The organism is Sporichthya brevicatena (assembly GCF_039525035.1).
Taxonomy (GTDB): Bacteria; Actinomycetota; Actinomycetes; order Sporichthyales; family Sporichthyaceae; genus Sporichthya; species Sporichthya brevicatena.
Map to the genome: position 1 here is coordinate 84,189 of NZ_BAAAHE010000015.1, position 18,201 is coordinate 102,389.

Annotated in this window: 12 protein-coding genes and 1 pseudogene; 6 read left to right on the forward strand and 7 right to left on the reverse strand. The window is 74.1% G+C overall.

Going from position 1 to position 18,201, the window contains the following annotated elements; all coding sequences use genetic code 11:
• Positions 1–26: 26 nt before the first annotated feature.
• Positions 27–4,475, reverse strand: a pseudogene (locus ABD401_RS10445) (amino acid adenylation domain-containing protein); the annotation flags it as partial.
• 106 nt (positions 4,476–4,581) lie between these two features.
• Positions 4,582–5,862, reverse strand: a complete 1,281-nt coding sequence (locus ABD401_RS10450; protein WP_344604369.1) for a lysine N(6)-hydroxylase/L-ornithine N(5)-oxygenase family protein — start codon at positions 5,860–5,862, stop codon at positions 4,582–4,584.
• Positions 5,863–6,197: 335 nt separating this feature from the next.
• Here ABD401_RS10450 and ABD401_RS10455 point away from each other — a divergent pair, with 335 nt between their 5' ends.
• From ABD401_RS10455 to ABD401_RS10475, 5 genes are all read left to right on the forward strand, one after another.
• A complete protein-coding gene (locus tag ABD401_RS10455) occupies positions 6,198–7,916 on the forward strand; it encodes an ABC transporter ATP-binding protein (protein WP_344604370.1) in 1,719 nt (572 codons plus the stop codon).
• On the forward strand, positions 7,913–9,685 hold the full coding sequence (locus ABD401_RS10460; protein WP_344604371.1) for an ABC transporter ATP-binding protein: 1,773 nt from the start codon (positions 7,913–7,915) through the stop codon (positions 9,683–9,685). Before ABD401_RS10455 ends, ABD401_RS10460 begins: the two co-directional genes overlap by 4 nt.
• A gap of 93 nt (positions 9,686–9,778) precedes the next feature.
• Positions 9,779–10,846 (forward strand): FecCD family ABC transporter permease, encoded by a 1,068-nt coding sequence (locus ABD401_RS10465; RefSeq protein WP_344604373.1) that lies wholly within the window; start codon positions 9,779–9,781, stop codon positions 10,844–10,846.
• Between the two features lie 8 nt (positions 10,847–10,854).
• Positions 10,855–11,961 (forward strand): FecCD family ABC transporter permease, encoded by a 1,107-nt coding sequence (locus ABD401_RS10470; protein ID WP_344604375.1) that lies wholly within the window; start codon positions 10,855–10,857, stop codon positions 11,959–11,961.
• A 122-nt stretch (positions 11,962–12,083) separates the two neighbouring features.
• Complete coding sequence (locus ABD401_RS10475) at positions 12,084–12,992, forward strand: ABC transporter ATP-binding protein (protein ID WP_344604479.1); 909 nt, start codon at positions 12,084–12,086, stop codon at positions 12,990–12,992.
• A 51-nt stretch (positions 12,993–13,043) separates the two neighbouring features.
• On the opposite strand, the gene hisH is transcribed toward ABD401_RS10475, so the two are convergent.
• From hisH to hisD, 4 genes are read right to left on the reverse strand one after another with little or no spacing between them, the layout of a single operon-like run.
• A complete protein-coding gene (gene hisH / locus ABD401_RS10480) occupies positions 13,044–13,682 on the reverse strand; it encodes an imidazole glycerol phosphate synthase subunit HisH (RefSeq protein WP_344604377.1) in 639 nt (212 codons plus the stop codon).
• Entirely contained in the window at positions 13,679–14,290 is a 612-nt protein-coding gene (hisB, locus tag ABD401_RS10485; RefSeq protein ID WP_344604379.1) for an imidazoleglycerol-phosphate dehydratase HisB, read from the reverse strand. The genes hisH and hisB overlap by 4 nt, the downstream gene beginning before the upstream one ends.
• Positions 14,287–15,384: a histidinol-phosphate transaminase gene (locus ABD401_RS10490; RefSeq protein WP_344604381.1), complete on the reverse strand. Its 1,098-nt coding sequence runs from the start codon at positions 15,382–15,384 to the stop codon at positions 14,287–14,289. Before ABD401_RS10490 ends, hisB begins: the two co-directional genes overlap by 4 nt.
• Positions 15,384–16,709 (reverse strand): histidinol dehydrogenase, encoded by a 1,326-nt coding sequence (gene hisD, locus ABD401_RS10495; RefSeq protein ID WP_344604383.1) that lies wholly within the window; start codon positions 16,707–16,709, stop codon positions 15,384–15,386. The genes ABD401_RS10490 and hisD overlap by 1 nt, the downstream gene beginning before the upstream one ends.
• A gap of 37 nt (positions 16,710–16,746) precedes the next feature.
• Here hisD and ABD401_RS10500 point away from each other — a divergent pair, with 37 nt between their 5' ends.
• The gene (locus ABD401_RS10500) at positions 16,747–17,451 is read left to right on the forward strand and encodes an LON peptidase substrate-binding domain-containing protein (protein ID WP_344604385.1); all 705 of its coding nucleotides are present in this window, start codon (positions 16,747–16,749) and stop codon (positions 17,449–17,451) included.
• On the opposite strand, the gene ABD401_RS10505 is transcribed toward ABD401_RS10500, so the two are convergent.
• The gene (locus ABD401_RS10505) at positions 17,347–18,045 is read right to left on the reverse strand and encodes a hypothetical protein (RefSeq protein WP_344604387.1); all 699 of its coding nucleotides are present in this window, start codon (positions 18,043–18,045) and stop codon (positions 17,347–17,349) included. The genes ABD401_RS10500 and ABD401_RS10505 overlap by 105 nt on opposite strands.
• Positions 18,046–18,201: the final 156 nt, after the last annotated feature.

Consider the following 18,201-nt stretch of genomic DNA (forward strand, 5'->3'; position numbering starts at 1 on the left):
TGTCACAGCCCCTGTCACAGCCCCTGTCACAGCCATTCCGCCTCGAACTCCTCGATCTCTTCCTGACTCAGCGACACCAGCGACAGGTCCGAGGGCGTGTGCCCGCCCGCGCCGGGTCCGTCGGCATGGCGCACCAGGCCCCGCAGGGCCGTGAACCAGCCCTCGGCGAGGACCCGCACGTCGGCCGGGTCGAACAACGCGGTGGGGAACGTCCAGCTGACGCCGAGTTCCGGTCCCGTCGCGGTGTCCGCCGTGAACGCGTTGACCTCGAGCGCGTAGGGCACGACGGGCATCGCCTCGTCGGCGCCGCCGGCGAGCATGCCCGCGCCCGCGACCGGGGCCCACGGCTCCCGGTCCCGCCCGACGGCGAACCGCCCGAGATAGTTGAAGCTGATCTGCGGTGCGGCGTAGCGCGCGAGCACCGTCTCCGTCTCGGGGTTGAGGTGACGCAGCAGCCCGTAGCCGATGCCGGCGTCCGGGATCGCGCGCAGCTGCTCCTTCACCCGCTTCACCGCCGCTCCCGCGGCCGGACCGCCGGCGAGCGCGTCCGCGCGGTCGACGTCGCCGGGGTCGAGCCGCACCGGGAACACGGTCGTGAACCACCCCGCGGTGCGGGAGAGGTCGACGGTCGTCCCGGTGCCCTCGGCGACCTGCTCCTCACGCCCGTGGCCCTCCAGCGCGATGAGCACGTCGGAGACGTCCGCCGTCCCGCGCCCGGCGCGCCAGTCGGCGACGGCGAGCGCGAACGCCGTGAGCAGGACGTCGTTGACGCCGCCGTGGAAGACCGCGGGCACCGACGACAGGAGCGGCTCGGTGACGTCCGCCGGCAGGGTCAGCGTCAGGCGAGTGACGGTGTCGAGGTCGCCCAGCCGGTCGAGCGCCCGGGCTCCGAGTTGCGGGTCGGCGGCGTCGAGGACGGCGGTCCACCGCTCGAGTTCGGCCACCCGCTCGGGCCGGAGGGCCTCGGCGTGGAGCACCTCCGCCCAGCGCCCGAAGGGCGTCGTCGGCTCCGGGGCCGGTTCACCCGCCGCGGCCGCGGCCAGTTCGGGCAGCAGGACGCGCCAGGTGACCCCGTCCGTGACCCAGTGCTGAACCGCGAGCAGGAGGCGGCCCGGCCCGTCGGCGCCGGCGTCGAACCAGGTCGCGGCGAGCATCACCCCGGCCGCGGGGTCGAGCCGGCGCGCGGCCGCCGCGCCCTCGGCCCCGGCGAGTTCGTCGAGCGCCACCGCTGAGAGCGCTCCGCACTGACGAACCGTCAGCAAGGAGGTGGCGTCCACCGAGCCGCGCGGCGGCACGACGAACGACCGCTCCCCGGCCGCTTCGGAACGAACGATCCGCGCCCGCAGGACGTCGTGCCGGTCGAGCAGCGCCTGCAGGGCGTCGGTGAGCCGTTCGCGACTGAGTCCGGCCGGGGTCGCGACGACCATCGTCTGGCTGAAGCCGTCGACGTCCGCGCCGAGCGCAGCGCACTCGTCCAGCCAGCGCATGATCGGCGTCAGGCCGAAGGTGCCGATCCCGGCGTCGGGGTCGATCGGACCAGCCGCGGCGACCGGGGTCGCGGCCCGCGCGAGCGCGGCGACCGTGCGGTGCTCGAAGACCGTGCGCGGGGTGAGCCGCAGCCCGGCCGCACGGGCGCGGATGACCAACTGGATCGCCACGATGCTGTCGCCACCGAGCGCGAAGAAGTCGTCGTCGGCGCCGACGCGCGGCAGACGGAGCACCTCGGCGACGACGCCGCAGAGGATCCGCTCCGCAGCCGTCGCCGGGGGACGATCGCCCGCCACCGCGGCGAAGTCCGGCAGGGGCAGCGCATGGCGGTCGAGCTTGCCGCTCGGGAGCAGCGGCAGGCGATCGAGGGCGACGAACGCCGACGGGACCATGTAGTCCGGCAGCCGCTCGGCGGCGTAGGTGCGCAGCGCGCCCATCAGGGCGTGCGGGTCGCGGTGACGCGCGGGCCGGTTCGCGTACGCGCCCGGCTCGGCGCCGGTCCGCCCCGGTCGGTAGTCCCCCACCGACTCGGTGTCCCGGGTGAGCAGGGCGTCCAGTTCCCCGGCGCGGCCGGTCGCCGACCAGGTGAGGGCGACGGCGTACCCGCGGGCGCGCGCGGCCGCCGCGATCTCGCCCGGCACGGCGTCGGGAGCTGCCGCCTCCCCGCCGTCCACGGTGGCCAGCGCAGCCAGGTCGAGGGCGAGCCGCCCGTTCGGGACGCCCGTGACACGCAGCCCACGCGGGGCCCGCTCCAGACGGTCCGTCAGATCCGCGAGCCCCGCCCAGGGCACCTCGGGCAGCCCGGGCGCCTGGTCGACCGCGCCGGTGCGCAGCACGACGTCGTAGCGGTACCGGCTCAGCTCGTTGGGGTGGTCGGCGTCCTTGACCCGCAGGTCGACGGCGGTGACGGCGGGCAGCGCCCGCGCCAGGGCCGGGAAGAAGTCCGGGTCGAGCAGCAGCTCGCCCTCCCACGCCACCGCGGCGTCGACCGCGCGGCGCAGATCCTCGACGCCGTCGACGGAGTCCCGGCGTGCCACCTCGATCCCGGCCCGCAGGGTCCGGAGCAGCCGAAGGTTCCGCACGTCCCCGACGAACACCGCCCCGCCGGGAGCCAGGAGATCCAGCGCGCCGCGCAGGACGTCGAGCAGGTAGTCCGCGCTCGGGAAGTACTGGACGACGGAGTTGAGCACGACGGTGTCGAAGAACCCGCCCGGCAGGCCGGTCAGGTCGTCGGCGGGCTGGGCGCGCAGCTGGACGCGCTCGGCCGACGCCGGATCGGCGGCGACCCGGCCGCGCAGGCTCTCGACCGCTTCGGGCGAGAGGTCGGTACCCCAGTACGCCTCGCACTCCGGGGCCAACTCGGTCAGCAGCAGCCCGCTGCCGACGCCGAGCTCCAGCACCCGTCGCGGCCGCAGCGCGCGGATGCGCGCGACGGTCTCGGCGCGCCAGGCGCGCATCTCGGGCAGCGGGATCGGGGTCCCGTCGTAGCTGGAGTTCCAGCCGGCGAAGCCCTCGTCGAGGGCCTCGGGGCCGGCGGCCGTGTAGAGCAGCCGGTGCACGTCCTGCCAGGCCTGCACCTGCGCGCTCTCGGCCTCGACGTCCCGGCCGGAGCTCCGTCCGCCGGTCGCGGGGACGACGTAGGCGACGAGCCGGCGCGCGCTCGCGCCGTCGGGTCCCGGCACGTCCCGGGCCAGCACGGCCGCGGTCTCGACGGCCTCGTGCGCGACGAGGACGGACTCGACCTCCCCGGGCTCGATGCGGTACCCGCGGATCTTCACCTGGTCGTCGGTGCGGCCGAGGAACTCCAGCGCGCCGTCCTCGTTGACCCGCACCAGGTCGCCGGTCCGGTAGAGCCGCTCACCGGGCGCACCGAACGGGTCGGCGACGAAGCGGCCCGCAGTCAGGCCGGGGCGGTTGAGGTAGCCCCGGGCGAGGCCCGGCCCGCCGAGGTAGAGCTCGCCGGGTTCCCCGTCGGCCACGGGCACGAGCCGGTCGTCGAGGACGCGCGCGGTCGTCTGCGGGTCCGGGATCCCGATCGGGACGATCGGGCCGGTGATGCGGTCCGGGTGCGACTCCCCCAGCGTCGAGTTCACGGTCGCCTCGGTGGGCCCGTAGGCGTTGAACATGCGCTGGTGCGGCCCGTAGCGCGCCACGAGTTCGGGCGAGACGCGTTCGGTGCCGGCGAGCAGGGTCGCGCCCGGCGGCAGCGAACAGTCCGGCGGGAGGACGGCGAGCAGCGCCGGGGGCAGGATCAGAAAGGTCGCGCCGTGCTTCGCGGCGTACTCGGTCAGTTCGGGGCCGGCCACGCGCCGCTCGGACGGGACGACGATCAGCCGCCCGCCGGAGAGGAGCCCGAGGCACAGGTCCCAGAACGCGACGTCGAAACTCGGCGACGCGAACTGCAGGATGCGATCGTCCGGGCCGATGCCGAACCGCTCAACCTGAGTGGCAATCAGTTTGTCGACGCCCCGGTGCGAGAGGACGACGCCCTTCGGTCGGCCCGTCGACCCCGACGTGTAGATCACGTACGCCGCGGAGTCGAGCAGCAGTGGTCCCCCGCGCTCGGCCGGCGTCGGTCGGTGCGGAGGCGCCGCCGCGAGAGCCGCCACGGTCGCCGGGTCGTCCAGCACCACGCGCGGCACTCCCGTGTCCGGGATCTCCGGCGCGAGGTCGGTCGTCGTCACCACGGCGACCGGGGCCGCGTCGGTGAGCATGTACTCCAGTCGCTCCGCGGGGTGATCGGCGTCGAGCGGCAGGTAGGCCGCCCCGGTGGCGAGCACCGCGACGTGCGCGACCACGAGATCGACCGTGCGCGGCAGTGCCAGCGCGACGATCCGCTCCGGACCCGCCCCCACCGCGAGCAGCCGGTGCGCGAGCCGGTTCGCGGCGGCGTCGAGCTCGGCGTAGGTGAGCGAGACGTCCTCGACGACGACGGCGACGGCGTCCGGGGCCTCCGTCACGCGGGTGGCGAAGATCGCGGGCCAGGTGCGGTCGGAATCCGGGGTGGACACGCGCAGGGTTCTCCCTCGGCGAGATCGGGTGGGGATCGGGCGGGGCACGGGCACGGTCGGCGGGGCGTCGCCGACCGGTGGCTCAGCCCACGAGCGAGCGGGTGCGCCGGGAGACCGAGTCGAGGATCTCGCCGGCGCGGATGGCGATGTTCGACAGCAGGGACGAGGTCAGCCCGTGCGAGTGCTCCGTGCCGCCCTGGAGGTAGATCCCGGCCTGCAGTTCCGGCGAGGTCTCCAGCCGGTAGTCCCGCTGCACGCGGTACCGGCCGTCGAGGTCACGCCGGCAGTGGCCGACGAGGTTCCCGAGGAGCGTCGCCGGGTCCACCGGGTCGTAGCCCGTGCAGAAGACGATCGCGTCCGCCGTCAGCTGAGTCTTCTGACCCGTCGTCATGGAGATGATGTCGACGCTCAGGCCGTCGGGCCCCTCGACCACGTCGGCGACCCGCGACACGTTGAAGCACCGCAGTCGTTGCCGTCCGAGCACCTTCTCCCGGTACTCCCGGTGGTACAGGTCCTGGATCAGCTCCAGGTCCACGACCGAGTAGTTCGTGTTGCCGTGGTAGTCGAGGATCATCCGCTTGACGTCCGCCGGCGCGGCGTAGAACTCCTCCACGGCCTCGGGGTCGAAGACCCGGTTGGCGTAGGGGCTGTCGTCGGCCGGGCTGTAGCCGAAGCGTGCGAAGACCGCGCACACCTCGGTGTCCGGGTAGCGGTCGTGCAGGTACGCCGTGACCTCGGCCGCGCTCTGCCCGGCACCCACGACGACGAAGCGCTCCGGCGCCACGGGGTCGAGGTCGGAGAGCCGGGTGAGCATGTGCGCGTTGTGCCAGATCCGGCCCGAGGTGCTGACGCCGTCCGGCAGCCGCGGGACCAGCCCGGTGCCGACGACGAGGTTGCGCGTGCGCGCCGAGACCGTGGTGCCGTCGCCGCGGCGGGCGAGGACCTCGAGCTCGGCGATTCGGCTGCCGTCCCGGCCCGACCGCACCGGCCGGACCGCGAGCACCTCGTGGTCGTAGCGGATCTGGTCGGCCACCCGGGCCGCGACCCAGGTGAGGTAGTCGTGAAACTCCTCGCGGAGCGGGAACAGCGTCTTGTGGTTGATGAAGTCCACGAGCCGGGCCCGGGCGTGCAGGTACGACAGGAAGCTGAAGTCGCTGGTCGGGTTCCGCAGCGTCACGAGGTCCTTGAGGAACGAGACCTGCATCGTCGTGTCGTCGAGCAGCATGTCGCGGTGCCACCCGAACCGCACCGAGCGCTCGAGGAACAGCGCGCGGCTCTCGGCCCGCTCCGCCACCGCGATCGCGAGCGCGAGGTTCGACGGACCGGCTCCCACCCCGATCAGGTCGAACGTTCCGTCCTCCAAAGCCGGAACGTTCGGGCGGGTGGTCCGGAGCGGGTCCCCGCGACCGGGTGACGGTGGTCCTAGGGTCGGAGCGCCGGGTCTGGGCGTCCCGGGTCTGGGGACGCCGGGTCTCGCGATGGGATCCGGCACGGGCATCGCGCCTCCTCGTTCGGCTTGGTGGGTTTCCGCGGCGGCCGCCCCGGTAAAGCCCGCTACGTTGACGCTGGTTTGGTAAGCCTTGCCTTACTTTCATGCGGCCCGCAAGCTCATGACCAAGGACGCGCCCGCGCAAACCAGCGATTTTTGATTTCTGCGCAGGAGTGACGTTCCTCACGATCCGTCGAAGGGCCGCAAGGGTGGAGAACCAGGACGACGCCGTCGGAAACGACAGCCGATCGGTGCTGCGGGGTGCGCTGGGTCGCCAGCGGCGCTGGGTGGGGGCGGCGGGCGCGCTGTTCATCTGCCACCAGGCGGGCGAGGCGCTGGTCCCCGTGCTGATCGGCGTGATCATCGACGAGGCCGTCGCCACCGGCGACGGGTCGCGGCTGCTCGCCTGGCTCGGGGCCTTGGCCGCGGTGTTCGCGTTCCTCTCGTTCGGCTACCGCCTCGGGGCGCGGTGCGCGGAGCGGGCATCCGAGCAGGCCGCGCACGACCTGCGGCTCCGCCTGGCGGAGCGGGTGCTCGACGACCGTGGCGGCGCCGAGGCGGGACGACTCCCCGGCGCCCTCGCCGGCCTCGCGACCTCGGACACCGCCAAGGTCGGGATCCTGGCCTTCGCCCTCCCCAGCGGTATCGCCGCGCTGGCCGGTCTGCTGGTCGGCGGGGCGGCCCTGCTGCGACTGTCGGTGCCGCTCGGACTGGTCGTCCTCCTCGGCGCTCCCCCGATGCTCTGGCTGGTCAACCTGCTGGGCAAGCCCCTCGAGGCCCGGAGCGCCGAGCAGCAGGAGCGCGCCGCGGCCTCGTTCGGCGTCGCCGCCGACCTCGTCGCCGGCCTGCGCGTCCTCAAGGGTGTCGGCGCCGAGCCGGCCGCGGTCGCGCGGTACCGGAGGGTCAGCCAGGACTCGCTGCAGGCGACGCTGCGCGCCGCCCGCGCCGACGCCGCCTACGAGGCCGCGATGATCGCCATGACCGGGCTCTTCCTCGCCGGCGTCGCCCTCCTCGGCGGCTACCTCGCGACGCAGGACCACATCACTGTCGGCGAGCTGGTCGCCGCCGTCGGCCTCGCGCAGTTCCTGATCGGCCCGATGCAGGCGATGGCGTGGGTCGGGTCCGAGCTCGCGGCGGCCCGGGCCTCCTCCCGCCGGATCGCCGAGGTGCTCAGCTCGCCGCCGGCGATCGCGGGCGGGACGGCCGTCCCCGTCCGGCCCGTGCGCGGCGACGTCGAGCTGCGAGGCGTCCGCAGCGGATCGCTCGCCGGGCTGGACCTGACGGTCAGCTCCGGCGAGTTCGTCGGCGTCGCGGCCGACCCCGCCGACGCCCGGGCCCTGCTGCGCTGCCTGGCGCGCGAGACCGACCCCGACGGCGGCGCCGTCCTGCTCGACGGCCGGCCACTGACCGAGCTCGACCCCGGTCCGCTGCGCCGGACCCTGCTGGTCGCCGCCCACGACGCTCACCTGTTCGAGGGCAGCCTGCTCGACAACGTCCTCGACGGGCGCGGGGACGACGCACCCCGGGAGCCGGCAGCCGTCCGGGCGGCGTTGACCGCCGGCGGCGCCGACGAGGTCGCCGCGGCGCTCCCGGAAGGTGTGGCGACGACGGTCGGCGAGCGCGGACGCGGCCTGTCGGGTGGACAGCGCCAACGCGTCGCCCTGGCCCGAGCGCTCGCGGCCGACTCCCCGGTGCTCGTCCTGCACGACCCGACGACCGCCGTCGACGCGGCCACCGAGGCCCGGCTCGCCGCCGGGATCCGCGACCTGCGGCAGGGCCGGACGACGGTCCTGCTCACGACGAGCCCGGCCCTGCTCGCGGTCACCGACCGCGTCGCGCTGGTGCGCGCGGGCCGGGTGGACGAGGTCGGCACCCACGCCGACCTCGTCGCCCGCTCCGCCGGCTACCGGGAGCTGGTGCTCCGATGACCGCGACGGATCGGCGACTCCCCGTCGCCCCCGGCCGGCGGACCTGGGCCGCGCTGCGCACCCTCGCGCGGCCGCATCGGACGCTGGCGACGGCCGCCCTGCTGACGGCGGTCGCCGCGACCGCCGTGTTCCTGCTGACGGCGCCCGTCCTCGGCAACATCGTCGACCGGGTGATCGACGACCGGCCGGCCTCGGCGCTGACCGGCCCGATCACGCTGCTCGTCGCCATTGCGGTGGTGTACGCGGTCCTCGCGATGGTGAGCATCGTCCTGATCGCCCGCCTCGGCGAGCAGATCCTCGCCGGCCTGCGTGAGCAGTTCGTCGAGCGCGCGCTCGCGCTGCCGCTGGAACAGGTCGAGGCCGCGGGCTCCGGCGACCTGACCTCCCGCGTCACCAACGACGTCTCGGTCATCAGCCAGGGCATCCGGCAGGCACTGCCCGAGTTCACGCGGGCGGCGCTCACGATCGCCCTCACCGTCGTCGGCCTGGCGGTGCTCGACTGGCGCTTCGCGCTCGCCGCCCTCTGCGCGGCGCCGATCCAGGTGATCACCGTCCGCTGGTACCTGCGCCACGCTCCGCCGCTGTACGCCGAGCAGCGGGCGGCGGTCGGTGACCTGCAGCAGGAGCTGCTCGACTCGATCTCCGGCGCCCCGACGGTCCGTGCGTTCGGGCTCCGGCACTCGCACCTGGCGAAGGTGACCACCCGCTCCCAGCACTCGGTCGACCTGACGCTCGCGGCCGTCCGGCTCCAGACGCGGTTCTTCGCGCGGCTGAACCTGGCCGAGCTCGTCGGGCTGTCCGCGGTGCTCGCGACCGGCTACGTGCTGGTCGAGAACGGTGACGTCACCGTCGGCGCCGCGAGCGCTGCCGCGCTCTACTTCGCGAACCTGTTCAACCCGATCAACGTCGCCCTCGCCTCCCTCGACGAGGCGCAGTCGGCCGCGGCGAGCCTGGCCCGGCTCGTCGGCGTCCTCGACCTCCCGCCCGAGCCCGAGCCGGCGAACCCGGCCGCGCCGCCGTCCGACCCGGCCCGCGTCGACGTTCAGGGCGTGGGGCACGCCTACGTCGCCGGGCACGACGTGCTCGACGGCATCGAGCTGACGGTGGCGGCGGGCGAGCGGGTCGCCGTGGTCGGCACGAGCGGCGCCGGCAAGACGACGCTGGCCAAGCTCGTCGCCGGCGTCCACACCCCGGCGCGGGGCCGGATCCGGCTCGACGGCGTCGACGCCGCCGACCTGGGTCCCGCCGGCGTGCGCCGGACGGTCGCCCTGGTGACCCAGGAGGTGCACGTGTTCGCCGGGCCGCTGGCCGACGACCTGCGCCTGGTCCGCCCGGACGCGTCCGACGAGGCCCTGCGCGGCGCCCTGACCGCCGTCGGTGCGGCCGCGTGGGTGGACCTGCTCCCCGAGGGTCTCGCGACCGAGGTCGGCGAGGGCGGGCACCAGCTCACCGTGGCGCAGGCGCAGCAGCTCGCGCTGGCGCGGTTGCTGCTGGTGGACCCACCGGTGGCGATCCTCGACGAGGCCACCGCCGAGGCCGGCAGCGCGGGTGCCCGGGCGCTGGAGGCCGCCGCGACCGAGGCCATCACCGGCCGTACGGCGCTGGTCGTGGCCCATCGGCTGACGCAGGCCGCCACGGCCGACCGCGTGGTCGTCCTGGACGCCGGCCGCGTGGTCGAGGTGGGCACCCACGACGACCTGGTCGCGGCCGGGGGCACCTACGCCCGGCTGTGGTCGGCGTGGTCCGCCGAACGACCGGATTCGCCGTGACCCCTGGCGCCCGGCCCATCGCAGGCTAGCCTTGCCTAACCTGGTCGGGTTCCGCACGCTCGATCCGGTTCGCCGAGGATGGGTTCCGACCGCATGACCGTGACGCACGACCGCCCGAACGCTTCGGCGTCGGCCCGGCCGTCGGCATCCGGCTCCTCGGCGCGGCCACGGCGGCGCCGCCCGCTGATCGTCCTCGGCCTGACCGGGGTGGTCCTGCTCTGCATCGTCCTGTCGATCGCGATCGGGGCCAAGCCGATCCCGATCGGCGACGTCTGGGCCGGGCTGGTGAGCCCGGAGAACAGCGAGAACGACGTCATCATCCGATCGCTGCGGGTGCCCCGGACGGTCCTCGGCCTGCTGGTCGGAGCAGCGCTCGGCATCGCCGGGGCCCTCATGCAGGGCCACACGCGGAACCCGCTCGCCGACCCGGGGCTGCTCGGCGTCGAGGCCGGCGCTGCGTTCGCCGTGGTCCTCGCGATCTACTCCTTCGGCGTCACCGACACCCTCGGCTTCGTCTGGTTCGCGTTCGCGGGGGCGCTGGTCGCCTCCTTGGTCGTGTTCGCGCTCGGGTCGCTCGGGCAGGGCGCCGCGACCCCGGTGACGCTCGCCCTCGCGGGGGCGGCCGTCTCCGCCCTGCTCGGGTCCTTCACGTCCGCGCTGATCCTGATGGATCGTCAGACCCTCGACGTGTTCCGGTTCTGGCAGGTCGGCGCGCTGACCGGCCGGCCGACCCGCGTGATCTGGGAGGTGCTGCCCTTCCTGATCGTCGGGCTGCTCCTCGCGCTCTACAACGCGCCCGCGCTGAACCTGCTCTCCCTCGGCGAGGACGTCGCGCGCAGCCTGGGCCAGTCGGTGTTCACCACCCGCGCGATCGGCATCGCGTCGATCACCCTGCTGACGGGCGCAGCCGTCGCCGCCGCCGGCCCGATCGGCTTCGTCGGGCTGGTGGTGCCGCACGTCGCGCGCATCTTCACCGGTCCCGACTACCGCTGGCTGCTGCCGTGCTCGGCCCTGCTCGGCGGCTCGCTGGTGCTGCTCACCGACACGATCGGCCGCGTCGTCGTGCGGCCCGGGGAGATGCAGGTCGGCATCATCATGGCCCTCGTCGGCGCACCGTTCTTCATCTGGCTCGTCCGCCGTCGCCGGTTGGCGGCGCTGTGAGCGACACCGTGAGCGACACCGTGAGCGCCACCGCGACGACGAGGGACCCCGCCGTCCCCGGCCGGCCGCCGTTCCGCCTCGGCCCGGCGATCTCGGGCGTCTGGCGGCCGCGGTTCCTGGTCGTGGCGCTGATCGGCGCCGTGCTGGCACTGCTCGCGCTCGCCGCCGACGTCGGCCGCGGCGACTACCCGATCTCGATCGTCGACGTCCTGCGCGTGCTCGCCGGCGGCGGGACCGACGCCCAGCGGTTCATCGTCATCGACCTCCGCCTGCCCCGCGCGCTCACCGGGGTTCTCGTGGGTGCGGCGCTCGGCCTGTCCGGGGCGATCACGGCCTCGATCGCGCGCAACGCCCTCGCGACGCCCGACATCCTCGGCATCACGCAGGGCGCCAGCGCGGCCGCCGTCGCCGTGATCCTGCTCGGCGGGTCCGGCGGCGTCATCGGCACGGTCGGCACCCAACTCGGCCTGCCGCTCGCGGCGCTGGCCGGGGGCGTCGCCACCGCGACCCTGATCTATCTGCTCGCCTATCGACGAGGCATCGACGGGTACCGCTTGGTGCTCGTCGGCATCGGCGTGAACGCGGTGCTCGCGTCGGTGGTCAGCTACCTGCTGGTCAAGGCCCGTGTCGAGGACGCCGCGCGCGCCCAGGTCTGGATGACCGGCAGCCTCAACGGCCGCGGCTGGGAGCACGTGCGCCCGGTGGCGGTCGCGCTGGCGATCCTCGTCCCGATCTCGCTGATCCTCGTCTTCGTCCTCGGTGCGCTGCAGTACAGCGACGACACCGTGCGGGGTCTGGGCATCCGCCTGAACGCCGCGCGGACCGGGCTGCTGCTCTGCGCCGTCGCCCTCGCCGCCGTCGCCACCGCGTGCGCCGGCCCGATCGGCTTCGTCGCGTTCGTCGCCCCGCAGGCGGCGATCCGCGTCACCGGCGGTTCGCGACCACCGTTGCTCGCGTCCGCCACGTTCGGGGCCGCGCTCGTGGTCGCGTCCGACGTCGTCGCCCGCACGATGCTCGGCGACCTTGAGCTCCCCGTCGGGATCGTGACCTCTGCCGTCGGGGCGCCGTTCCTGCTCTACCTGCTCGCCGTCAACACGCGGAAGGTGCGCCTGTGACCTCGACGCTCCCCGTGGGTCCGCTGCCCACCGCCCCGCCGCCCGGAGCTGCCTATCCGGCGCCCTCGACGCCGGCTGCCACCGCGTCGAACGGCACCGCCCCGAACGGCACCGCGCGGGCGATCGGGGGCCCGTCGCGTCTGCGCGCCGAGGGGATCCGCCTCGGCTACGGCGAGCAGGTGATCGTCGAGCACCTCGACCTCGACCTGATGGCCGGTGCGGTCACCGCGGTGATCGGCCCCAACGGGTGCGGCAAGTCCACCGTGCTCCGGGCGCTGGCGCGGCTGATGCCGACCCGGGCGGGCCACGTGGTCCTCGACGGCAAGCGGATCGACAAGGTGCCGACCAAGGAGGTCGCGCGCACCCTCGGCGTCCTCCCCCAGGCGCCGACGGCGCCCGAGGGCCTCACGGTCGCCGACCTCGTCGCGCGCGGCCGGCACCCCCACCAGGCCTGGTACCGGCAGTGGTCCTCCGACGACGAGGAGTCCGTCGCCGCCGCGCTGCAGTGGACCGGGATCGCCGACCTCGCCGAGCGCACCGTCGACACGCTCTCCGGCGGTCAGCGCCAGCGCGCGTGGATCTCGATGGCGCTCGCGCAGGGCACCGACCTGCTCCTGCTCGACGAGCCGACGACCTTCCTCGACCTGGCTCACCAGGTCGACGTCCTCGACCTCGTCGAGCGCCTGAACCGCGAGGCCGGCCGGACCGTGCTGATGGTCCTGCACGACCTCAACCTCGCGGCCCGCTACTCCGACCACCTGATCGCGATGAAGGCCGGCCGGATCGTCGCCGCCGGTCCCCCGCGCGAGGTGCTCACCGAGCAACTGCTCGCCGAGGTGTTCGGCCTCGAGGCCCGCGTCATCCCGGACCCGGTCTCCGGAAGCCCGCTCGTCGTCCCGATCGGCAGTCGGCACCGCTACGTCGCCGACGGCCCGGCCCTCGAGGACCTCGACGCCGAGGGCCTGCACGCCGGGAACCCGCCGGCCGAGCTCGACGACCCGTTCCCGCCGGACCCGGTCTACGGACCCTGACGCCCCGTCCCGTCAGCAACCTCGCCCTGTCAAAAAAGGGTGTCACCCTTGTCAGGCAGCATTAAGGGTCTTCAGCCAGTTGCGGAGCAGGGCGGCGCCGGCGTCCCCGGACTTCTCCGGGTGGAACTGGGTCGCGGACAGCGCCTCGTTCTCGACGGCGGCGACGAAGGGCTCGCCGTGCTCGGCCCACGTCACCTGCGGGGGCTTGAACGGGCCGGTGGCCTCGAGCGTCCAGGCCCGCGCCGCGTAGGAGTGGACGAAGTAGAACCGCTCGTTCTCGATCCCCGCGAACAGGCGCGAGCCCTCGGCCGCGGTGACGGTGTTCCAGCCCATGTGGGGCAGCACCGGCGCGTGCAGGCGCTCGACGGTGCCGGGCCACTCCGCGCAGCCTCGCGTCGTCACGCCGTGCTCGACGCCGTACTCGAACAGGATCTGCATACCGACGCAGATGCCGAGCACCGGGCGGCCGCCGGCGAGGCGGCGGCCGATGATCTCGGGCCCGAAGACCTGCTCGAGGCCCTTCATGCACGCCTCGAACGCCCCGACGCCGGGGACGACGAGGCCGTCGGCCTCCTGCGCCGCCCGCCGGTCGGCGGTGACGGTGACGTCCGCCCCGGCGCGCTCCAGGGCACGCTCGGCGGAGCGGAGGTTGCCCGACCCGTAGTCGAGGACGACGACGCGGGGGCTCACGAGGAACGGGTGTCGGCGGACAGGGTGCCCTTGGTGGAGGGCACGCCGGTCTCGCGCGGGTCGAACGCGACGGCGTCTCGCAGGGCCCGGGCCACGCCCTTGAACTGGCACTCGGCGACGTGGTGCGCGTTGCGGCCGCGCAGCACGTCGATGTGCAGGCAGATCTGGGCGGAGTTCACGAACGACTCCCAGATGTGCCGGGTCAGCGCAGTCTCGTACTCGCCGATCATCGGCGCGAGATTCTCGGGCTCGGTGTGCACGAGGTACGCCCGGCCGGCGAGGTCGACGGCCACGCGCGCGAGCGCCTCGTCCAGCGGCACCAGCGAGTTCGCGAACCGGCGCACGCCCTTCGCGTCGCCGAGCGCCTGCCGGAACGCGGCGCCGAGCGCGATCGAGGTGTCCTCGACGGTGTGGTGCGGGTCGATGTGCAGGTCGCCCTCGGTCTTCACGGTCAGGTCGAACAGACCGTGGCGGCCGAGCTGGGACAGCATGTGGTCGTAGAACCCGACGCCGGTCGAGACCTCGGTGCGCCCGGAGCCGTCCAGGTCGATCTCGACGAGGACGTTGGACTCCTTGGTGACGCGCTCGACGCGTCCCGTCCGACTCATGTCTGACTCTCCCTCAGCAGTTGCTCTCTCAGCACGTCGGCCAGCGCGGCCAGGAACGCGTCGTTCTCCTCCGGTGTACCCGCGGTGACGCGCAGCCAGCCGGTCAGCCCGACGTCGCGGATGAGCACCCCGCGGTCGAGCAGGCCCTGCCAGGTCACGGTCTGGTCGCCGAGCCCGCCGAACAGCACGAAGTTCGCGTCCGACGGCACGACCCGGCAACCGAGCGCGGTGATCTCGGAGACCAGACGGTCGCGCTCCGCGCGCAGGGTGCCGACGGTGTTCAGCAGCTCCGGCGCGTGCTTGAGCGCGACGCGCGCGGCGGCCTGGGTGAGCTCGGAGAGGTGGTACGGCAGTCGGACCAGCAGCAGGCAGTCGACGAGCTCGGGGTCGGCGGCGAGGTAACCCACGCGCAGGCCGGCCATCGAGAACGCCTTGCTCATCGTCCGCGTGACGACCAGTCGGGGCCGGCCCGGCAGCAGCGTCAGCGCGCTCGGCACGCCGTCGCGCGCGAACTCGGCGTACGCCTCGTCGACGACGACGATTCCCGTCGCCGCCTCGTAGACCGCCTCGATCACCGAGAGGTCGAGCGCGGTGCCGGTCGGATTGTTCGGCGAGGTCAGGAAGACGACGTCGGGCTGGGCGGCCGAGACCTCGGCCACGACCCGCTCCGGGTCGAGGGTGAAGTCGTTTTCGCGGTAGCCCTCCACCCAGTCGGTCTGCGTCGCCAGCGAGATCAGCCGGTGCATCGAGTACGAGGGCTCGAAGCCCATCGCCGTGCGCCCGGCGCCACCGAAGGCCATCAGCAGCTGCTGCAGGATCTCGTTCGACCCGTTGGCCGCCCAGATCTGATTCGGAGTCAGGTTGTGGCCGAGGTAGGCGGCGAGGTCGGCACGCAGCGCCGTCGCGTCCCGGTCCGGGTAGCGGTTGAGCTCGGACGCGGCGAGCGCCACGGCGGCGGCGAGGTCGGCGGCCAGCGCCGGCGAGGGCCCGTACGGGTTCTCGTTGGTGTTGAGCCGGACCGGCACGTCCAGTTGCGGCGCACCGTAGGCCGACCGGCCGCGCAGGTCGTCGCGCAGCGGGAGAAAGGTGTCCATCAGTTCTGGTCTTCCCGCGGGCTCTGGTCCTTCGGCACCCGGACCCGGACCGCGTTGACGTGGGCGAGCAGGTTCTCCGCCCCGCCGAGCGCGTCGATGTGCCCGGCGACCTCGGCGAGCGCCGCGCGGTCGTACTCGACGACGTGGACGCTGCGCAGGAACGAGTGGACGCTCAGCCCGCCGGTGTGGCGGGCGGTGCCGCCGGTCGGCAGGACGTGGTTTGACCCGGCGAGGTAGTCGCCGAGGCTGACCGGCGCGTAGGGGCCGACGAAGATCGCGCCCGCGTTCCGGACCCGGCGCGCCAGGGCCGACGCGTCCGCGGTGAGGATCTCCAGGTGCTCGGCGGCCCACTCGTCGACGACGGTCAGGCCGGCCGCCAGGTCGTCCACGAGCACGATCGCCGACTGGTTGGCCAGCGCCGCGTCGACCTGCTTCTGGTTCAGCGAGACGCCGCGCTGGCGCTCGACCTCGGCCTGGACCTGCTCGACCAGCGCCGGGGCGTCGGTGACGAGCAGGCAGGAGGCGTTCTCGTCGTGCTCGGCCTGGGAGATCAGGTCCGCCGCGACGTGCGCCGGGTCGGCGGTGGCGTCGGCGAGGATGCCGATCTCCGTGGGGCCGGCCTCGGCGTCGATGCCGATGATGCCCTTGAGGAGTCGCTTGGCGGCGGCGACGTAGACGTTGCCCGGCCCGGTGACCAGGTCGGCCGGGGCGCAGTCCTCGGTGCCGTGGGCGAACATCGCGATCGCCTGGGCGCCGCCGACCGCGTAGACCTCGTCGACGCCGAGCAGGGCGCACGCCGCGAGCACGACCGGGTGCGGCCACCCGTCGTTGTCGCGCTGCGGCGGGGACGTGACCGCGATCGAGGAGACGCCGGCCACCTGCGCGGGAACGACGTTCATCACGACGCTCGACGGGTACGCGACGACGCCGCCGGGCACGTACAGGCCGACGCGCCGGACCGGGATCCAGCGCTCGGTGACCGTGCCGCCGGGGCTGACCTCCACGACCGCGTCGGGGTGTTTCTGCGCCGCGTGCACGAGGCGTGCGCGCCGGGCGGCCTCCTCCAGCGCGGCCCGGACCGCCGGGTCCAGGTCGATGAGGGCCTTGTCCAGCACCTCGGCCGGGACCCGGATCGACGCCGGGCGGACGCCGTCGAAGCGCTCGGCGAAGTCGAGCAGGGCCGCGCTCCCCCGGTCCCGGACCTCGTCGCAGATCGGGCGCACCGTCTCCAGCGTCGCCGCGACGTCGGCCGCGGCGCGCGGCAGCACGCTGCGCAACGCCGCCGGCGTCAGCGCAGATCCACGCAGGTCAAGGACGGAAAGCACCCCCTGAGTCTAGTCGCCGGGGAACTAGGCTCGACCCGTGACGGCTCCCCGGACGGCTCGGCTGCCGCTGTTCCCGCTGGGGACGGTGCTCTACCCGGGTCTGCTGCTGCCGCTGCACATCTTCGAGGAGCGCTACCGGGCGCTGGTCACGACGCTGACCGGGGGCGGGGACGGCGAGCTGCCCGAGGCCGGCGCGCCGGAGTTCGGCGTGATCGCGATCCGGCAGGGTCGGGAGGTCGGGGCGGACGGCGTCGCCGAGCTCCACGAGATCGGCTGCGTGGCCCAGATCCGGCGCGTCGACGCCCTCGCCGACGGGCGCTTCGACCTCGTGACGACCGGCACGCGCCGGTTCCGGCTGCTCAAGGTGGACGAGCACGCGGCGCCGTACCTGACCGGGGAGGTCGAGTACCTCGCCGAGGAGGCCGGCGACGAGGCCGCCGAGGTGCTGGCCCGCTCCGTCGCGGTGCACTACGCGGCGTACCGGGACCAGTTGCTCACGCTGCAGGGCCAGCCGCCGCGCGTGCGCGGGCCGCTGCCGCCCGACCCGATCGTGCTGTCCTACCTGGTGGCCGCGGCGATGGTGCTCGACCGCTCGGACAAGCAGGCCCTGCTGGAGGCCCCGGACGCCGCCGCCCGGCTACGAGCCGAGGTCGCGCTGCTCCGCCGGGAGCGGGTCATGCTCACCCATCTGCCGTCGCTGCCCGGCGCCGACCTCGCCCGCGAGGCTCCGAGCCCCAACTGAGGCCTCGGCCAGCTCGTCGGTGTCGGCGTCGCTCCTCGTGGGAGGCGCGTCGAGCTCGTCCTCGGTCTGGCCACGCTCCAGCCCGACGATCAGCGAGAGGTACACCAGCAGGATCCCGACGCCCCAGGCGAACAGGATTCCGTCGGAGGCGAGCTCCAGGGAGCCGGAGATGGTCTGCCCGTCGGCGAGGGTGAGCGCGGTCTGCTGGATCGGGGGCGGCCCGAAGGCCTCCCCGACCTCGCGGGCGATCAACGACGCCAGGATCGAGGACCCGGTCAGCGCGACGATCACCGTCAGGTCGCCGCGGCGCCGCCAGTAGCCGATCGCGCCGGTGCCGATGCCGAGCAGGAGCCCGAGGATCAGGAACCAGCCGTCGGCGGCGATGAACTCCGAGGTGTCCTGGTTGTTGAGGTACACCTCGCCGCTGAGGTTCACGTAGGTCGGCTTCGGGGCGATCCACTCCCAGACGATGCCGATGTAGGGAGCGGCCAGCAGCGGGGCGAGGAACGCCAGCGCGGCCGGCCGGAACTGAGCGAGCAGGCGCGGCCCGGCGCCCTCCTCCGGGCGCGGTGACGGCTTCGCCCGGGTCCCCACCCGCTCAGTATCTCGCAGCCGGGGTTCCGGTTCGCGATTCCCCCGCGCCCGTTCGGGCGCAGAACGCGTGTCCGGACGCCCTGTACCGGCCCTTTGCCGAACGCCTGTGCGGCAGTTGTGGAGGGTTTGTGAGACGCCGTGCTACAGATTTCCGCA

Coding starts and splice junctions, on each gene's coding strand:
- ABD401_RS10460 (WP_344604371.1), top strand. CDS start 7,913: ATGACCGCGACGGATCGGCGACTCCCCGTCGCCCCCGGCCGGCGGACC.
- hisB (WP_344604379.1), bottom strand. CDS start 14,290: ATGAGTCGGACGGGACGCGTCGAGCGCGTCACCAAGGAGTCCAACGTC.
- ABD401_RS10465 (WP_344604373.1), top strand. CDS start 9,779: ATGACCGTGACGCACGACCGCCCGAACGCTTCGGCGTCGGCCCGGCCG.
- ABD401_RS10490 (WP_344604381.1), bottom strand. CDS start 15,384: ATGGACACCTTTCTCCCGCTGCGCGACGACCTGCGCGGCCGGTCGGCC.